Annotated in this window: 15 protein-coding genes and 1 pseudogene; 8 read left to right on the top strand and 8 right to left on the bottom strand. The window is 68.3% G+C overall.

Annotation, left to right across the window (positions count from 1 at the left end):
• Positions 1 to 34 precede the first annotated feature (34 nt).
• From radA to htpX, 4 genes are all read right to left on the bottom strand, one after another.
• Complete coding sequence (gene radA, locus WOA58_RS09915; RefSeq protein ID WP_340604035.1) at positions 35 to 1069, bottom strand: DNA repair and recombination protein RadA; 1035 nt, start codon at positions 1067 to 1069, stop codon at positions 35 to 37.
• 121 nt (positions 1070 to 1190) lie between these two features.
• A complete protein-coding gene (gene pspAB, locus WOA58_RS09910) occupies positions 1191 to 1796 on the bottom strand; it encodes a PspA-associated protein PspAB (RefSeq protein WP_340604034.1) in 606 nt (201 codons plus the stop codon).
• Between the two features lie 39 nt (positions 1797 to 1835).
• Positions 1836 to 2228, bottom strand: coding sequence for an SHOCT domain-containing protein (locus WOA58_RS09905; protein ID WP_340604033.1), 393 nt, complete (start codon positions 2226 to 2228; stop codon positions 1836 to 1838).
• 54 nt (positions 2229 to 2282) lie between these two features.
• Positions 2283 to 3158: a zinc metalloprotease HtpX gene (htpX, locus tag WOA58_RS09900; RefSeq protein WP_340604032.1), complete on the bottom strand. Its 876-nt coding sequence runs from the start codon at positions 3156 to 3158 to the stop codon at positions 2283 to 2285.
• 103 nt (positions 3159 to 3261) lie between these two features.
• Here htpX and WOA58_RS19065 point away from each other — a divergent pair.
• The 4 genes and pseudogenes from WOA58_RS19065 to WOA58_RS09875 all read left to right on the top strand — a co-directional run bounded on the left by WOA58_RS19065 (position 3262) and on the right by WOA58_RS09875 (position 7163).
• Positions 3262 to 4152, top strand: a pseudogene (locus WOA58_RS19065) (NAD-dependent epimerase/dehydratase family protein).
• 91 nt (positions 4153 to 4243) lie between these two features.
• Positions 4244 to 4948, top strand: coding sequence for a cupredoxin domain-containing protein (locus WOA58_RS09885; protein WP_340604029.1), 705 nt, complete (start codon positions 4244 to 4246; stop codon positions 4946 to 4948).
• Between the two features lie 41 nt (positions 4949 to 4989).
• Entirely contained in the window at positions 4990 to 6105 is a 1116-nt protein-coding gene (locus WOA58_RS09880) for a 60S ribosomal export protein NMD3 (protein ID WP_340604028.1), read from the top strand.
• A complete protein-coding gene (locus WOA58_RS09875) occupies positions 6102 to 7163 on the top strand; it encodes a class I SAM-dependent methyltransferase (protein WP_340604027.1) in 1062 nt (353 codons plus the stop codon). Before WOA58_RS09880 ends, WOA58_RS09875 begins: the two co-directional genes overlap by 4 nt.
• Before the next feature lie 102 nt (positions 7164 to 7265).
• On the opposite strand, the gene WOA58_RS09870 is transcribed toward WOA58_RS09875, so the two are convergent.
• The 3 genes from WOA58_RS09870 to WOA58_RS09860 form a co-directional block, all read right to left on the bottom strand.
• Entirely contained in the window at positions 7266 to 9053 is a 1788-nt protein-coding gene (locus WOA58_RS09870) for an ATP-dependent DNA helicase (RefSeq protein ID WP_340604026.1), read from the bottom strand.
• A gap of 31 nt (positions 9054 to 9084) precedes the next feature.
• On the bottom strand, positions 9085 to 9294 hold the full coding sequence (locus WOA58_RS09865) for a DUF7561 family protein (protein ID WP_340604025.1): 210 nt from the start codon (positions 9292 to 9294) through the stop codon (positions 9085 to 9087).
• A 138-nt stretch (positions 9295 to 9432) separates the two neighbouring features.
• Positions 9433 to 11193, bottom strand: coding sequence for a nitrite/sulfite reductase (locus WOA58_RS09860; protein WP_340604024.1), 1761 nt, complete (start codon positions 11191 to 11193; stop codon positions 9433 to 9435).
• A gap of 512 nt (positions 11194 to 11705) precedes the next feature.
• Here WOA58_RS09860 and WOA58_RS09855 point away from each other — a divergent pair.
• Both WOA58_RS09855 and WOA58_RS09850 read left to right on the top strand, forming a co-directional pair.
• The gene (locus tag WOA58_RS09855) at positions 11706 to 13028 is read left to right on the top strand and encodes an MFS transporter (protein WP_390220952.1); all 1323 of its coding nucleotides are present in this window, start codon (positions 11706 to 11708) and stop codon (positions 13026 to 13028) included.
• Between the two features lies 1 nt (position 13029).
• Positions 13030 to 13455, top strand: a complete 426-nt coding sequence (locus WOA58_RS09850) for a universal stress protein (RefSeq protein WP_340604589.1) — start codon at positions 13030 to 13032, stop codon at positions 13453 to 13455.
• Between the two features lie 325 nt (positions 13456 to 13780).
• On the opposite strand, the gene nasA is transcribed toward WOA58_RS09850, so the two are convergent.
• Positions 13781 to 15850, bottom strand: a complete 2070-nt coding sequence (gene nasA, locus WOA58_RS09845; protein ID WP_340604023.1) for an assimilatory nitrate reductase NasA — start codon at positions 15848 to 15850, stop codon at positions 13781 to 13783.
• A 199-nt stretch (positions 15851 to 16049) separates the two neighbouring features.
• Between nasA and WOA58_RS09840 the strand changes: the two genes are divergently transcribed.
• On the top strand, positions 16050 to 16901 hold the full coding sequence (locus WOA58_RS09840) for a YkgJ family cysteine cluster protein (protein WP_340604022.1): 852 nt from the start codon (positions 16050 to 16052) through the stop codon (positions 16899 to 16901).
• Positions 16902 to 16945: 44 nt separating this feature from the next.
• Positions 16946 to 17419 (top strand): polymer-forming cytoskeletal protein, encoded by a 474-nt coding sequence (locus WOA58_RS09835; protein WP_340604021.1) that lies wholly within the window; start codon positions 16946 to 16948, stop codon positions 17417 to 17419.
• Positions 17420 to 17457 lie beyond the last annotated feature (38 nt).

Below are 17457 nucleotides of genomic sequence, written 5' to 3'. Positions count from 1 at the left end.
GTATTCGTCGGCGGGGACCGGAAAAGGAACAGGATTACTCGGGCTTCAGACCGGCGCCCTCGACGCGCATGACCGACTCGCCGTCGGCGAGGTTCGGCGCGTCGACGAGGCGGACGATCCGCTTGTTGCCCTTCGATTTGCGCAGATACATCCGGAAGGTCGACTTGTGGCCGAGGATGTTCCCGCCGATGGGCTGGGTCGGGTCGCCGAAGAACGAGTCGGGGTTCGAGGCGACCTGGTTGGTCACGAGGATCGCGGTGTTGTAGAGGTCGGCGATCCGCGAGAGGTCGTGGAGGTGTTTGTTGAGCTTCTGCTGGCGTTCCGCGAGCTGGCCACGGCCGACGTACTCCGCGCGGAAGTGTGCGGTCAGCGAGTCGACACAGACCAGTCGGACGGGCCACTCGGAGTCCTCGTTGTCGGCGACGAGCTCCTTTGCCTTCTCGGCCAGCAACATCTGGTGGTTGGAGTTGAACGCCTTCGCGACGTGGATCTTGTCCAGAACGTCCTCGACGAGCGCGTCGAGCGCGGCCTCGTCGCCCGCGCCGCCCTCGATCTCGCGGTCGGCGAGCATCGCCTCGAGGACGTCGTCCTCGAGCCCGCGGACCATGTCGTCGATCCGCTCGGGGCGGAAGGTGTCCTCGCTGTCGATGAAGATCGCGCTGCCCTCGAGGCCGCCCTGCTCGCTGGGTAGCTGGACGTTCACCGCGAGCTGGTGGGTGACCTGGGACTTGCCGGCACCGAACTCCCCGTAGACCTCCGTGATCGACTGGGTCTCGACGCCGCCGCCGAGCATCTCGTCGACCTCGGGGACCTGCCAGGAGAGCTTGCCGATGCGCTCGCGGCGTTCGAGCACCGACGAGCCGGTCTCGAAGCCGCCGACGTCCGCGGCCTCGCGGGCGGCGCGGATGATGTCCGCCGCGCTCGACTCGCCGACGTCCGCGGTGTTCGAGAGCTCCGCGGGGCTCGCGACCGCGAGCCCGGTGTAGGAGTCGTAACCGTTGTCGATGAGCTTCTCCGCGGTTGCGGGGCCGACGCCGGGGAGGTCTTCGAGGTCTGGTTCTGCTGCCATACTCCTCCCTTGTTCCCATACCCGTATAAAGTCTCGTTAACAGGGTGGTGGAAGTGAAGATGCATGCGGGCGTGGGGATCGATGCGGATCGGACCGAGCGTTCAAGGCGTATCGGGGGCGCTCACTCCCAGGGATGCTTGCGCGGCGAGTCGGGCCACATCGGATACCAGTAGGAGGTGTCGTCCTCGACGCCGAGCTCGCCGTCGAGCACGCTCTGGAGCTTGAACTCGGTCGACTGATCGCGCTCGCGCCCGCGCTCGGGCGCGAAGGGGTAGTAGGCGCCGCGACGGAAGGAGTACACCCAGTAGACGTGCCGCGAGTCGTTCTCGAAGGCGAACAGCGCCGCCAGCAGCCGCGAGCCGTAGCCCCGCTCGATGAACGTGTCGGCCGCGAAGTGGATGCTGGTGACGAGGTCCTCCGGGTCCGAGTCCTCGAGGACGACCCAGTGGTAGCCCTGTTGGTCCATGCGGATCGAGGCGCCGGTGCCGGTCTCCGCCTCGCCGGCCTCGAGGATGTCCCGGACCTCCCGGAGGGTGTCCTCGAAGTCGGTGCTGTCGACGCTCGAGAAACAGAGCGCGGCGGTCCCCTCGTTGGGGTAGTCGAGGTCCGCCTCCATCGTCATGTAGGCCGTGCTCATCCCGAAGAGGTCCTCGGGGTCGGCCTCGCGCGTGGCGTCGTGCTCCGCGCTGTTGCCGAAGATGGCGCGGACGGTGTCCATGAAGCCCATGTCGACTGCATGTCCCCCGCGATACAAAGGCTCGCCGGCCTACCGCTCGGTTTCGAGCGCGTACTCGTGGCCGGCTTCGAGCTCGGCGTCCCGCCCCGCCCGTTCCTCGGCGTCCAGAAGCGTCGAGAGGCGGTGTTCGAACTCCTCCTCGGTGATCTCGCCGCGGACGTATCGTCGCTCGAGCTCGGTCAACGGATCGAGTTCCTCGTCCTCCTCGTCCTCGCCACCGAGCGCCAGCCCCGATCGGACGGCGAGACCGACGGCCAGAAGCGCGACGAACAACAGAACGAGCAGCACGAACGGCGCCTCGGCCGCGAGAACGATCAGCAGGCCGGTCCCGAACACCATCCCCGTGGTGAGGATACCGGCACCGAAGACGATCGCCACGATCGCCAAGATCGGGTTTTCCTTGGCCCAGGTTCCGAGGCTCATCCAGACGTAGATGGCAGTCGACGAACAAAACGTTTCTCCCGATCCCGTCGTCGATCAGGCCGTCTCGAGCTCGCGTTCGAGGTCGCGGAGTTTCTCGATGCGGTTCTCGGTCGATGGGTGGGTGCTCGCGATCTTGCCGATGAAGCCCGAGCGGATCGGGATGATGAAGAACGCGTTCATCTCGGCCTGCTCGCGCATGTCCTCCTTTGGCACCTTGTCCATGCGCCCGGAGATGGTCATCAGGGCGCTCGCGAGGGCGCTCGGTTTGCCGGTGATCATCGCTGCGCCCCGATCCGCGCTGTACTCACGGTAGCGCGAGAGCGCACGAATGAGCAGGAAGCTGATCACCCAGACCACCAGCGAGACGAGGATCGCCACCCAGACGGGCGCCTGGTTGCGCGCGTCGCCGCCGCCGCTGAACAGCCAGCCCCAGCGCACGACGATGAAGGCGAGCGTCGAGAGGAACGAGGCGATGGTCATGACCATCACGTCGCGGTTCTTGATGTGGGCCAGCTCGTGGGCGAGCACGCCCTCCAGCTCCTCCTCGGAGAGCGCCTGCAGGATACCAGTAGTAACGCAGACGGTGGCGTTCTTCTGGTTACGTCCGGCCGCGAAGGCGTTTGGCACCCGCGAGTCCGTCACTGCAACCGTCGGCTTGGGCAGGTCGGCCTGCCGCGAGAGGCGCGTGATCGTGTCGTGGAGCTCGGGATACTCGTTCTCGTCCACCGTTCGCGCGCCCATGCTCTTGAGCGCGAGGGTGTCGCTGAAGTAGTACTGCACCAGCGAGAACCCGCCCAGCATGACGAGCATGGGGACGATGTTGCCGAAGTACGCGACCAACAGCCCCGCGAACACGATGTAGAGGGCGAACAGCAGGAAGCCGGTGAAGACCATTCGGCCGCGCAGACCCCAGTCCGTTTGCCACTGCATACCCGCGTTACGGTCCCGAACATCTAAAGGGTTGAGTATTTCGCTCACGACACCGCCGTCCGTAACGCTTTGTGACGGCGCCCCGGAGCCCGAAGCGGAAACTATGAAGAACGGAAACGTCGCGATCGTCACCGGGGGGCTGGGTCACGCGGGGAGATGGGTCGTCGACCGACTGGCGCGCGAGGGCTGGCGAGTCGTCTGCGTCGACCTCTCGCATCCGGGCTGGCAGGCCCAGGGGAAAGAGGGAATCGAGTTCCGCGAGGCCGACCTGACCGAGCGCGCCGAGGCGCTCGACCTGATGGCCGAGTTCGACCCCGAGGCCGTCGTCCACTTCGCGGCCTATCCCTCCCCGACGCGCCACCCCGAGGGACGGGTCTTCGAGACGAACGCCATGAGCACGTATCACACCCTCACGGCGGCCGGAAAGGTGGGCGCGAGGATCGTCTGGGCCTCCAGCGAGAGCACCTACGGGTTCCCCTTCGCGGCGGAGCCGTTCCTGCCCGACTCCCTGCCGATCACCGAGGAACACCCGCTTCGCCCGGAGGACCCTTACGGGCTCTCGAAGGTCGTCGGCGAGGAGGTCGGGAAGTCCGTCGCCCGCTGATACGACGTCCCGGTCGCCTCGATCCGCCCCTCGTGGATCCAGGCTCCGGGGCAGTACCACTGCCGGGAGGGCCGTGACCTCGCCGACGGCGCGGGCAACTTCTGGTCGTACGTCGACGCGCGGGACGTGGCCGGAATGGTCGTCGCGGCGCTCGAAAGCGACCTCTCGGGCCACGAGGCGTTCCTCGCGGTCGCCGACGAGAACTACCTCGACCGCCCGACCACGGAGGCGATCAAGGAGTTCTTCGGGGAGCTTCCCGAGCAGTGCGATCTCTCGGGCGACGAGGCGGCCTTCTCGACGGAGAAAGCCCGCGAAACCCTCAGCTGGGAGCCCGAGCACTCCTGGAGCGAGGCCGCCGACGAGGAGGTCTCGATAGCGCTCGTCGAGTGAACTATCGGTAGACGACCGTTTCGACCGATACGTTACGCGTGGTCCATTCGTGATAAATGTTGATTTACTACGCGTAGAGAGGTCTCTGGCCATGTGTGACAGCCAGTTGACTGGCGGGAGAACCGAACGGCGACAGGTGCTGCGGGCGCTCGGGGCGAGGACCGTGCTCGTGGGGCTGGGGACCACGGCATCGGCGGGCCAGGAGGGGCCCCCGGCCGAGCTGATCTCCGGCGACGGCATCCATCCGGTCTTCGGGTTCAGCGCGCTGGAGGCGGACGTCGAGGCGCCGGTCGGGGTCGATCACACGGTCGAGGCGCTGATCCGGCCCCGGGAGGGCGGGGAGATACCGGAGTTCTACTTCGAGCCGACGGGGCTGGCCATCGAGCCGGGCGACACCGTCCGGTTCGACCTCACGACGCCCCATCGCTCGGTGACGGCCTACCACCCGGCGCCGGGGATGACCCAGCGGGTCCCCGACGGCGTTCCGCCGTTCTCCTCGCCGGTGCTCGCGGGCGGGGCCTACTGGCTCTACACGTTCGAGGAGGAGGGGGTCTACGACTTCCACTGCGGGCCACACGAGGCGTTCGGCCACGTCGGACGGATCGTCGCCGGGTCGGCGACCGGACCGGGCGCGACGCCCGTCGCCGACGTCGAGCCGGGGGAGCTACGCGGGCCGATCTTCACCGCAGCGACGGTGCTCGACGACCCGGCGCTCGATCCCGACTGCGTCCTCGATCGCGGGCGGGTGAGCTGGGACGAGATCGCCCCGGAGAGCAAGCTGCCACAGCTCTCCTGACGGAGCGCGACGCTTAACCGATTCAAACGGGTAGCTCGGGTATGAGCCGATCAGCCTTCTGCCCTCGCTGTGGCGACCCCGTCGAGGGCGGCGATCGTCCGGAGCTGCCGGGCGCGCCCGCCGCCGGCGAGACGGGGCTCTGTGACGCCTGCTACTTCGAGGACTTCGAGCTCGTCGACGCGCCCGAGAAGCTGACGGTCCGGGTGTGTGCACAGTGTGGCGCCGTTCATCGGGGCAACCGCTGGGTCGACGTCGGCGCCGAGGACTACACCGACGTGGCGATCGACGCCGTCAGCGAGTCGCTGGGGGTACATCTCGACGCCGAGTCGATCGCCTGGCAGGTCGAGCCCGAACAGGTCGACCAGAACACGATCCGGATGCACTCCTTCTTTACCGGTGTGGTTCGCGGCGAGCCGATCGAGGAACACGTCGTCGTCCCGACCACGATCGCGCGCGAGACCTGCACGCGCTGTGGCCGGATCGCCGGCAGCTACTACGCGAGCGTCGTCCAGCTCCGCGCGAGCGACCGGACGCCCACGAAGGAGGAGCGCGAGGCCGCAAAGGAGATCTCCCATACCGTCGTCGAGGAGATGGAGGCGACGGGCGACCGGGACGCCTTCGTCACCGAGATCACCGAGACCGACGACGGCGTCGACGTGAAGGTCTCGACCACCAACATCGGCAAGAAGATCTCCCAGCGACTGGTCAACCGCTTCGGCGGGGGCTTCGAGAGCTCCGAGACGCTCGTCACCGAGGACGAGGACGGCAACGAGGTCTACCGGGTTACCTACGCGGTCCGTCTGCCGCCCTTCACCAGGGGCGACGTCATCGACCCCGAGGACGGCGACGGGCCGGTGCTGGTCAGGAGCGCACGGGGCACCGTGAAGGGCCGCCGGCTCGCGACCGGCGGGCGCTACGAGTCGGGCTTCGAGGACGGGGACTCGCCCGACGCGCGCCGGCTCGGCCGGATCGACGACGCCCAGCGAACGACCCTCGTCTCGGTCGAGGACGAGCGGGCGGTCCAGGTGCTCGACCCCGAGACCTACGAGTCGAAAACGATCCCCCGACCCGACTTCCTCGAGACGGAGACGGGAACCGTCTCGGTGCTGAAGAGCCGCGCCGGGCTGCACGCCGTCCCCGAGGACGGGCCGGAATGAGCGACGACCCGCTCGCGGCGATCGTCCCCAAACCCGAGGGCGAGCGGGCGATCGCCGCGCTCCGCGAGGAGGGAGTCTACGACGAGTCCCGGACGGTCCGCGAGGCGGGCGAGGGGGCGCTCGCCCTGCCCGTGACCCATCCCCCCACGGAAACCGATGTCCACGAGGTGATCCGCCAGCCCGAGCCCGAGGTACGCGCGCCCGGGTTGGAGGACCTGCTCGCCGAGCAGGGCTGGAGCGACGCGGAGATCGAACGGGTCCCCGGCTCGTGGGCCGTGATCGGGAGCGTGATCCTCGTGGATCTCGCGGGCTGTCCGCGCGAGGCGGAGGTCGGCGGGGCGCTGCTGGAGCTGCATGGCGGCGCGGACACCGTCCTCGCACGCGGGGGAATCTCGGGCGAGCACCGCGAGCCCTCGGTTCGGGTCGTGGCCGGCGCGGGCGACACCGAGACGATCCACACCGAACACGGGACGAAGTACGCGCTCGATCTCGCGCGGGTGATGTTCTCGCCGGGCAACAAGCGAGAGCGCCACCGGATGGGGGAGATAGTGGAGGAGGGCGAGCGCGTGCTGGACATGTTCGCCGGGATCGGCTACTTCGCGCTGCCGATGGCGCGCGGCGGCGCGCGCGTGATCGCGGTCGAACGAAACCCCGTCGCCTTTCGCTACCTGCTCGAGAACGCAGTGTTGAACGGCGTCGAGGACCGGATCGACGCCTACCGGGCGGACTGCCGGGACGTAGAGGTCGAGGAGGGAGTCGACCGGGTGGTGATGGGCTACTACGACGCCGCCGAGCCACGGGTCGACGGGAACGGGGAGGCGGACGGGTCCTACGAGTACCTCCCGAGCGCGTTCGGGGCGCTTCGCGACGGTGGCGTCCTTCACATGCACGAGGCGACCCCGGAGGCCGAGCTCTGGGACCGGCCCGTCTCGCGGCTCCGGGAGGCGGCGGCGAACGCCGGCAGGGGGGTCGAGATCCTCGATACGCGGCGGGTCAAGAGCCACAGCGCGGGGGTCGCCCACGTCGTCGTCGACGCGCGGGTCGGCCGTAGCGGTTAATTACGCCGAGTCGCTGAAGGGAGGTATGGACAGACAACAGATCGTCGCGCTCGGGCTCGTCCTCCTGATGGTCGGGTCGATGATCGCCGGCGTCGCGCTGATCTAACCGTCGCCCCAGACGTCGTTCAGCGGGTGGTTCGACCCGCTCGTTTTCGATCCCGATGCGCCCGAACCGCCGGACGTTCCCCCGGATCGCGAGGGGGCCGACCGGGACGACTGGCCAGACCGCGATCCGGTCGGTCGACCCGGGTCGCCGCGGTCGGTCCCCGCGCTCGACTCGAAGGAGGGTAGCTCCGGCGAGCCCATCCGATCGACCTGTTCTGTGAACCACGGGGGCATGTCGCCTCGCGCGCGCTCGAAGAGGTCGAGCAGGCTCGAGTCCGCCAGATAGGTCGCCCCGTAGTCGTCGGGCGAGCGCACGACCCGCCCGCAGGCCTGGATCACCGTCCGCAGCGCGGCACGGTGGTACCACGCCCACTGACCACGTTCGAGGCGATGGGCGACCCGCGAGTCGCGCGTGTTCAAATAGGGTGCCTTACAGATCACCTGCCAGCGCGCCAGGTCGCCCGCCAGATCGAGCGCTTCCTCCATCTTCACCGAGAGGAAAACGTCCGCGCCCTCGCTCTCCTTCCAGGCCTCCAGGGCCGCGTCGCGGTCCTCGCGGTCGTGGGTCCGCACCCGGTCGCCGACGCCGAAGTCCGAAAGCAACGAGGCGAGGCGGTCCTGGATCGCGTACGAGTGGGCATGGACGATCCCCTTTTCAGTACTGTGCTCGGCCATGATCCGGACGAGCACGCGGGCGACCTTCGGGATCGTCTCGTCGCGCTCGTCGTAGGTCATCTTCCCCTGCGTGACGTCGTACAGGGGGCGGTTCTCCACGGGGAACGTGTGGCCGACGTCGACTAGCGCGACACGGTCGGGATCGAGGCCGACGCCACGGCAGAACGCCTCCTTGTTCAGGATCGTCGCCGAGAGCAGGGCGAAGCGGTTTGCGCGGTCCCAAACGGTATGGGAGAGGTAGCGCTCGGGGTTCATCGGCTTGATCGCGAGGGAGCGCCCTTCGCCCTGGTCGACGGTCCACGTCGTTGGGCTGTCGGGGTCCCGGAAATCCTTCACGAACCAGTCGAGCTCGCCGATCAGCTCCTGGAGGCGATCGCGTTCTGCGGCCTCCTCGGGGCTGAGTTCCTCCTGGGCGAGCAGGTCGTCCTTCCGGTGGCTACACGTCTGAGAGAGCGACTCGGCGTAGCGGGCCGCACGCGAAACCGAGGGGTCCTCCGGGACCGAGAGCTCCTCCCACATCGGGACGGTTCGGGGCCCCAGGTCGATCGTCGCGTACATCTCGGCCCATTCGGCGAGCCCGTGGGCCTCGTCGATCACGCAGACGTCGCGCGTCCTGAAGACCTCCGAGCCGGCGGTCTGCATGAAGTAGGCGAGCGTCATCGCCGCGATCGCCCTGTTGGAGGCGATCGCACGATCGGAGAAGTACGGACAGCGGTGTTTGACCGAGCAGTCGTAGCCCCGCTCGCGGACGCAGGGCGCGCGGTTCACGGGCGTGGTCTCCTCGCCGGGCAGGATGCAGGTGTAGTTGCCCTTCCCGCGGATCACCTGGAGGTCCGAGAGGAGGGGGTCGCCCGCCACGTCGTCGAGCTGCGATACTTGCGGAGTGGTGTAGTACGCGCCGGTGGCCTGCTTTGGTTCCGCCTCCTCGACCGTCCGGGCGGCCCCGCAGATCGCGCGGGCTAGAAGCGACTTGCCGCTGCCCGTGGGCGCGCGCACGAGCACCACGTCGTTGCCGGCCTCGAAGGCGCGGCGGATGTCCGAGAGGGCCTCGCGCTGGTTGCCGCGGTAGGAGGGCGCGGGGAACTCGCTCTCGATGCGGGCGGGCTGCACTACCGGAGACGGGGCCGGGACGGCCCTAAAGCTAGCGGCTTTCGGAGAGCGCGGCGACGTCGCTCGCCTCGGGGTAGTCGGGCAGGCGCTCGATGCAGTCGTAACAGAGGAAGTGTTCGGTACCGTCCTCGAACTCCAGGGTCATCCCGCCGGAGGACTCCCCCGAGAACGACCAGAAGTCCGCGATCCCGCCCGCGATCCGGACGTCGTCGCCACAGCCGTCGCAGCTCTGGGAGGCCATGCCCGGTAGGTGTGTGGGCGGGGCTAAACGCCTGTCGGGTCCTCGGGGAGTTCGCGGAGCTCGAACAGCTCGGGGGCCGCGTCCGCGGAGGCGTGCTCCGCGGGGTCGTCGAGAGGGTCGCGGTCGGTCATGACTGGATCAGTCGTCCGCGGAGATCGGCGTGCCGTCCGCGGTCGTGGGCGCGGGGCTCTCGTCCTCGTCGAAGGGGTACCACGAGCCCTTCGCGTCGTACATCCAGGGGTCGTCGTACGTGGTCTCCTCGGGTTCGGCGAGCTCGACGAGCGTCTCGGTTCCGGTGGCCTCGACCCATTCGCGGAACGATTGGCCCCCCTCGCGGTGGGCGGCGTAGCCCTCGACGAGCTTCTTGATCACGGCAGGCACCTCGTCGGCGGGCACGCGCTGGTGGACCCAGTCGATGAACGAGGGGTCCTCCCCGATGCCGCCGCCGACGCCGATGTCGAGCGCCTCGACCATCTCGCCGTTCTTCCGCGCGCGCATCCCCTGCAGGCCGATGTCGGCGGTCAGCGCCTGCCCGCAGTCGGCCGTACAGCCCGAGTAGTGGATGTGGATGTCCTCGACGTCGTCGGGCAGCTCGCAGTTGTCCCGCAGCCAGCGGATCGTCTTCGCGAGCCGGGCCTTCGTCTCGGTCAGCGCCAGCGGGCAGAACTCCGTGCCCGTACACGCGATCGAGCCACGCTGGAACGGATGCGGTTCGGGGGTATGGGTCTCGAGGACGGGCTCGGAGAGCAGCGCGTCGAGGTCCTCCTCGGGGACGTCCATGATCAGCGGGTTCTGCCGCCGGCTCAGGCGCACTTCCCCCGAGCCGTACTCGCTCGCGCAGTCGGCGATCGCGATCGCCTCCTTCGCGCGCAGCCGCCCGACAGGGACGCTCAGCCCGACGTAGCGCTTCCCGTCGTGCTGTTCGTGGACGCCGACGTGGTCGCCGCCGCGGCAGGTGCCGGCGTTGTAGGTGTAGCCCTCCCGGAGATCCTCGCCCGCGGTCCGGAGCTCGAAGTCGACGTAATCGTCCTGGAGGAGCTCGCGGATCTTCTCCGTACCCCACTCGTCGACGAAGAAGCGCGAGCGCGATTTCTGGCGGTTCTCGCGGTTGCCGTGCTCCTGATAGAGCTCGACGAAGCCCCGGACGACGTCGTAGGCCTCGTCCTCGGTGACGAAGACGTCGAGCGGGCGGGCCTCGCGGGGCTGGCGCCCGCCCAGCCCGCCGCCGACCCGGACGTTGTAGCCCTTCGTCGGCTCACCATCGACGTCCTTCTCGGCCGGTTCGAGACCGATGTCGTTGATCGAGTCCTGCGCACAGCCCTCCTTGCAGCCGGTGACGCTGACGTTGAACTTCCGGGGAAGATCGGCGAGGGAGTCGTCCTCGCGCAGCTCGGTGTTCAGCCGCTCGAGCAGGTCCCGCGAGTCGATGAACTCCTCGGCGTCGCGCCCGGAGACTGGACAGCCGGCCATGTTGCGCATCGAGTCGCCCCCCGACGATCGGGAGGAGACGCCGACGGATTCGAGCTTCTCCCAGATCGCGGGCACGTCCTCGAGCTTGATCCAGTGGAGCTGGACCGACTGGCGCGTGGTCAGGTCGAGAAAGCCGTTGCCGAACTCGGGGTTCTCTGCGGGCCCGGTCGCGTAGTCGCGGGCGACCTCGCCGATCGCCCGGAGCTGGCCGGGGCGAAGGACCCCACCGGCGTTCTGCAGGCGCATCATGAAGTAGCTCTCCTGGCCGTCGCGCTGGTGGAAGACCCCCCAGTGTTTGAACAGCGAGAACCACTTCTTTCGCTCCTCGTCGGGGATCGACTCCCAGCCCGACTCGGCGAACTCGAGGATCTTCCCGCGCAGCTCCTCGCCGTAGCACTCGTCCTTCCACTCCTCGATCTCAGGCGCCATGCGTTTCCACCTCGTCTGGATGAACGTCCGGTAGCGTAGCCATGTGAATTACCATGTGGACTTCTTACGACAGGTACTGGACGGATGAGCCATATAACGCTGTCCACTAGGGTATCCATTCATCCCCCCTACTCCTCCTACGACAATTAGCTGACTTAGTACATATAAGGTAGCTCGGGAAGGAAAGTAGACGGACGTCGCCGAGAGTCGGTATATGGGAAGAACGTTCCAGTTATCCCCCCGATAGAAACACGATCCGAAGATCCGGTGTCGCGGCCCGCGCCGAAACGGCCCGATCGGGGCCGTCCGCGCCCGACGGCCGACCTTATACTGGTTATACGACCTCCCCCTCCACCCGAGTCTGGAGGGGTGTTTCCACTTTTATTAATACACTCGACGAAGGAGTTATAACCATCAGATGGCCAGCAACGATAGAGATTCAGCATGGTTACTACGGAAGCGGGAGTGAAACTGGACGTATGTGAATCGAACGCGATCGAAGGGTGGTCGCGGTGATCGACGGCAAGTGGAAGAACCTGATCCTCGCGACGGCGATGTTCAACCTCGGGTTCGTGATCTGGTTCTCCTTCGCGCCCTTCACGGGCGGGATCGCCGACGAGTTCGGCCTCTCGGTGGCCCAGTTGGGGATCGTCTCGAGTGCGGCCGTCATCGCCGTCCCGGCCGGACGGATCCTGATCGGACCGTTGACCGACCAGTACGGCGCGCCGACGACGGCGGGAGTTACGCTGGTGGTCGTCGGGGTCTTCTCGATCATCAGCGCGTTCGCGACGACCTACGAGGTCTTTACGGCCTCGCGGATCGTCGCCTCCCTTGCGGGGATCACGTTCGTCATCGGCATCCAGCACGTCGCCGAGTGGTTCGAGGAGGAGAACCTCGGGCTCGCGGAGGGGATCTTCGCCGGGGTCGGCAACGCCGGCGCCGGGCTGGGCGCGTACTTCACGCTCCCGCGGATCTTCGGTGAGAACTACGCGGACCCCCTCTTCGCGTCGAACTGGCGGGCCGCGTTCTTCTACACCGGGGTGCTCGCGATCGTGCTGGGCGTGATCTACTACGTTCTCGGCGACGCGGCGAAGACGGAGGCTAAACGCCAGGCGACCAAGGAGAGCACGAGCGTCGGCCAGTGGCTCTACATCTCGACGCGTTACGGCGCGGTCGTGCTCTCGGTTGCCTACATCATGACCTTCGGGCTCGAGCTTGCGATGAACGGCTGGCTCGGCACCTACTACCGCGAGGCGTTCGGCCAGGGCGACATCGTGATCGCGGCGACGTTCGCGGCGACGTTCTCGATCGCCGCCGGGCTGCTCCGGCCGATCGGCGGCTACGTCAGCGACGTCGTGGCCCGCAACGAGATCGAGCTCCTGCCGTGGTTCGAGGGTCGCTACAGGGAGCAGTGGACGTTCGCGACCCTGGTGTTCGTGATGCTCTCGATGTTCGGGATGACCGCCGCCGGCCTGACCGGCAACATCTACGTCGCAGTCGTCGCCGGCTTCTTCGTCGGGCTGGGCTGTGCCTTTTCGGAAGGGGCGATCTTCGCACAGGTCCCCGCGATGTTCCCCGACAGCTCGGGCAGCGTCGCCGGGGTCGTCGGCGGGATCGGGGCGATCGGCGGGTCGACCTACCCGCTGATCTTCTCCGCCACCTTCCTGCCGAACCTCCATCTGGGCTACGCGGTCGTCGCGCTGACGATGGTGCCGATCCTCGTCCTCTCGGCCTGGGTGTTCCAGCCCCACATCGCCGAGCAGGCGACGACCGGCGGCTGGCTGGTCGACGAACCGGACGCCGACGGAACCGTCGTCATGAGCGGTGACGACTGAGATGTACGACGACCTCCTGTTCCCGACCGACGGCAGCGAGAACGCGGCGGTTGCCCTCGAACACGCGGTGAGCCTGGCCGACCGGTACGGCGCCACGATCCACGTCCTCTACGTCGTGAACACGAATTACTCCGACATCGGGGCGACGGGGGAGACGACGATCGGTACCCTCCGCGAGCGCGGCGAGGAGACCCTCCGGGAGGCAGAGGACCGGGCGAGCGCGGCCGGCGTCGACGCCGTGGCCCGGATCGAGGAGGGGGACCCGTACCGGACGATACTCGAGTACGCCGGCGAGAACGCCGACCTGATCGTCATGGGCACCCGCGGCCGGAGCGGCCTCGACAGATACCTCCTCGGCAGCGTCACCGAGAAGGTCGTCCGCACGGCCGACGTCCCCGTCTTCACCGTCCGCGGCGGGAAACGGTAAGACGCCACATCCCAGGGTGACTAAACGCTTCTCCTCGATCACGATCCCTTTAGCTCCGGCACCATACCCTCTCGCCGACCACGCGATCGGGTTTGGCCCTCCCGCATGCCCGTTCGTTTCGCTTCGTTCCCCGTGGGTGCACATAACACGGCTTACTAGCCCGATAACTTTACATAGACGGAGTCAATACGGAGTGTATGGCGACAAAGTCACAGGTCGCAGCGGCAACCCTGTACGGATGTGGAACCCTCACGCTAGAACAGGCGGCGAAGGCCGCAGGAGTGTCGAACGACCGGATGCACATGTGCGCCCGGCGGCTCGGGTTCTAATCGCTCGAGGCGGCGGCCGGCTGACCGACGGGGTCCGACGGCGCGAGTAGTGCGACTGCACACTGCTTGTAGTTCGGTTCGTCCGAGCGCGGGTCCGTCTCGGGCAGCGTCAGCTCGTTGACCGCCGGGTGGTGGATCGGCAGCCAGACCACGCCGGGAGGAATGCGCTCGTCGATCTCGGTGCGGGCGGTGACCGCCCCGCGCCGGGAGCGAACGAGAAGGAGTCCGTCGCGGACGTGTGCGTTCGCCTCGGCCATCGTCTCGGGGTGCAGCCGGGCGATGGGCGGCTCGTCCGGTCCCGATCGGGTCCGCACGCCGGTGTTGTACTCGTCGGCCTTCCGTGCGGTGGTCAGCGTCAGCGGGTACTCCTCGTCGACCGGCTCCGGGAGCGCAGCGTGCTGGCCCGAGGAGAACCGTGCCTTCCCCGAGGGCGTCTCGAACGCCCAGCCGTCGTCGGTGCGGTAGCGATAGCCGCCCGCGCTCTCGTCGTCGGGGGCGGGCCAGCGCACCGCGAGCTCGGTCTCGAGACGGTCGTAGCCGATCCCCGAGAGATCCGCGGGCGTCCCGTGGGTGAGACCGCGGAGCTCGTCGTAGACCGCCCGCGGCGAGAGCGGCGGGCGATCGAACGCCTCGGGGGCGAGCTCGCGGCCGATCGCGGCGATGATGTCGAGGTCCTGTCTGACCCCGCCCGGGAGGTCGGTCGCGGCACGCACCCGCGAGACGGTCCGTTCCATGTTCGTCGTCGTCCCCTCCGATTCGCCCCAGGTCGCCGCCGGCAGGACGACGTCCGCGACGGCGGTCGTCTCGGTTTCGAACGCGTCCTGGGCGATCAGGAACGTGTCCTCGAACGCCTCGCGGGCCCGCGCCGCGTCGGGCAGGCCCGCGACGGGGTTGGTCGCGACCGTATAACAGACGTCAGCCTCCCCGGCGGCCATCGCCTGTCCGATCCCGACGGGCCCGGGCCCCGGGTCGTCGGGCAGCCGGTCGACGGGGACGTCCCAGGTCTCGGCGACGGCCTCGCGGTGTTTCGGATCCTCGAACTCGCGGTGGCCGGGCCACGTCCCTTTCGAGGAGCAGACCCGCGTGCCCATCGAGTTCGCCTGGCCCGTCAGCGAGAACGGGCCCGCGCCCTCGCCCATGTTCCCCGAGGCGAGACAGAGGTCGATCAGCGCGCCCGCCGAGGCCGTCCCCTGCGTGCTCTGGTTGATCCCCATCCCCCAGTAGACGAGCGTTCGCTCCTCGAATGCCGCCGCGAGCGCCTCGACCTGCTCGAGGGAGACGCCGGCGGCCGCGGCCGCCTCGTCGGCGTCGGGCAGCCCCTCGAGGAGCGCCTCGAACCCCTCGGTGTGCTCGTCGACGAACCCCCGGTCGATCCGGTTGGTCCCGACCAGATGGGCGAGGACGGCCCGCGCGAGCGCGAGGTCGCCCCCCGGTTCGAGGGCGACGTGCGTATCGGCGTGGTCGGCGGTCTCGCTCTCGACGGGGTCGACGACGATCAGCTCGCTGTCGGTGTTCTTGAGCCACCGGAAGAGGACGGGATGGGCCACGGCGGGGTTGGCCCCCCAGACGAGGTGGACGTCGGCCTCGGGGATGTCGTCGTAGGTCGGCGGCGGGGCGTCGCTGCCGAAGGCGTCGTAGTAGGCGGTGACGGCGCTGGCCATACAGAGCGTGGTGTTGGCGTCGTAGTTGCGGGTGCCGATCGCGCCGCGGGCGAGCTTGCCGAGCAGGTAGGCGGCCTCGTTGGTCTGCTGGCCGCTCCCCAGCACCGCGACCCGGTCGGGGTCGCGCTCGCGAGCCTCGGCGAGGGCGTTGGTGGCGATCTCCAGGGCGGTGTCCCAGCTCGTCGGAACCAGCTCGCCGTCCTTGCGGATCAGCGGACGGGTGAGCCACTCGCCGTCGGGATCGCTCGTCTCGCGCAGGCCGCGCCCGCAGGCGAGCCCCTGGCTCACCGGATGGGTCGGGTCGCCGCTGATCCCCGAGAGCCCGTAGCCGCGGTCGGCGCCGTGTTGCATGTGTCCACAGCCGACCGCACACCGCATACAGGTAGTCGGAACCGGCTCGCTCATAGGTCGATCACAGACCGTTCGTCCAGTTCCAGCAGGAAATCGGGTTCATTCATCTTCTCCTACCCGGATTTCTGTCGGGCACTCGGAAAAGGGTAGCCCTTGAACGATGGGGTCGGATACTAAGACCCTCATATGCATAGTATCGCTACAAGGTCACGGGCGGAGCCGGGCTTTTGACCCTCGGCCCCGTCGAACCGGCATGGAGGTGGACTGTGCGGGCTGTGCCGGCTGCTGTATCGACTGGCGCGAGCTGGCCCCGACGGACGTCGATCACGAGCGCCGCGGGCCCCGCGAGCCCGTCGACGACGCCTACAACCTCGTTCCCCTGACCCGCGACGACGTCGGGGGGTTCGTCGAGGAGGGGCTGGGCGACGCCATGACCCCGCGGCTCTGGGCGGCCGAGGAGGGCGTCGAGGTCGACGGGACGACGCTGGCGTCGATCGGCGGGAAGCCCGCCTTCTTCGTCGGCCTGCGGAAACCCCCCAAGCCCGTGGGGCCGTTCGGGACCGACTCCGGGTGGCTCCCGACCTGTTCCTTCCTCGACCCGGAGACGCTGCAGTGTCGGATCCACGGCTCGGATGTCTACCCCGAGGAGTGTGACGAATACCCGGGTCACAACCTCGCGCTCGAGCAGGAGACCGAGTGCGAGCGCGTCGAGGACGCCTTCGGCGGCGAGCGGCTGCTCGACGGCGAGATGCCGGAAGAGCTCTCGGGGCTGCTGTTGGGGCCGGGGGCGCTCGGTCAGAAGGTGTTCGTCCACCCCGAGCCCGACCGCCTGGAGGGGACGGTCGAACGCCTTCGAGAAGGGCGGGCGACGGACGCGGACCGCGCGGAGTTCGTCGCCTGGGCGATGGCCTCCTCGCCCGGCACGACGACCCACAACCGGGACGCCTACGAGCGCGGCAGGGAGCGGGTCGAGGCGGCGAGCTCCTGGGTCGGCGAGGCGATCGCCGAGTGGGAACGCCGGGCGGGCGACGAGCCGGAGCCGGATCTCGAGGCGATAGTGGAGGAGAATCGCGGGGCGCCGGCGACCCCGGGCTGGGAGGAGTGATAAAGGCCTATATCCTCCGAGTGTTTTTGTCATCCTGACACATCATGAAACGAGATCTCTCCCGACGGAAGTTCGTTGCACTGACAGGTGGCCTCGCGACGGTCGGCCTCGCGGGCTGCTCGGACGACGAGGACAACGGCGACAACGGCGCGGCCGACGAGAACGGTGCCGACGACGGCGCAACCGACGACGAGAACGGCGACGCCGCCGACGAGGGCAACGGCGAGGCCGAGGGCGACTACGACGACGACGAGGACGTCGAGATCGATGACGAGGAGGAGGGCGACATCTCGACCAGCGGCTCGGTGACGCTCGCCGACGATGCGGACGTCGACGGCAATATCGAGGCCGGCGGCGACGTCGACATCGGCGCGGACGCCGACGTCGACGGCGACGTGACCGCCGAGGGCGACGTCACGATCGGCGACGACGCCGACATCGACGGCGACGTGACCGGCGAGACCGTCGAGGAAGGCACGGACGTCGACATCGACGGCGACGTCGAGGAGACGGGCTGAGTCGGCCCGTCCGGGACACAGTATAAGGACCGCCCGCC

The organism is Halalkalicoccus tibetensis, assembly GCF_037996645.1.
In the GTDB taxonomy this organism is placed as follows: Archaea; Halobacteriota; Halobacteria; order Halobacteriales; family Halalkalicoccaceae; genus Halalkalicoccus; species Halalkalicoccus tibetensis.
Note: the sequence above shows the minus strand (reverse complement) of the source record. Positions and strands in the feature narration are given on the sequence as shown.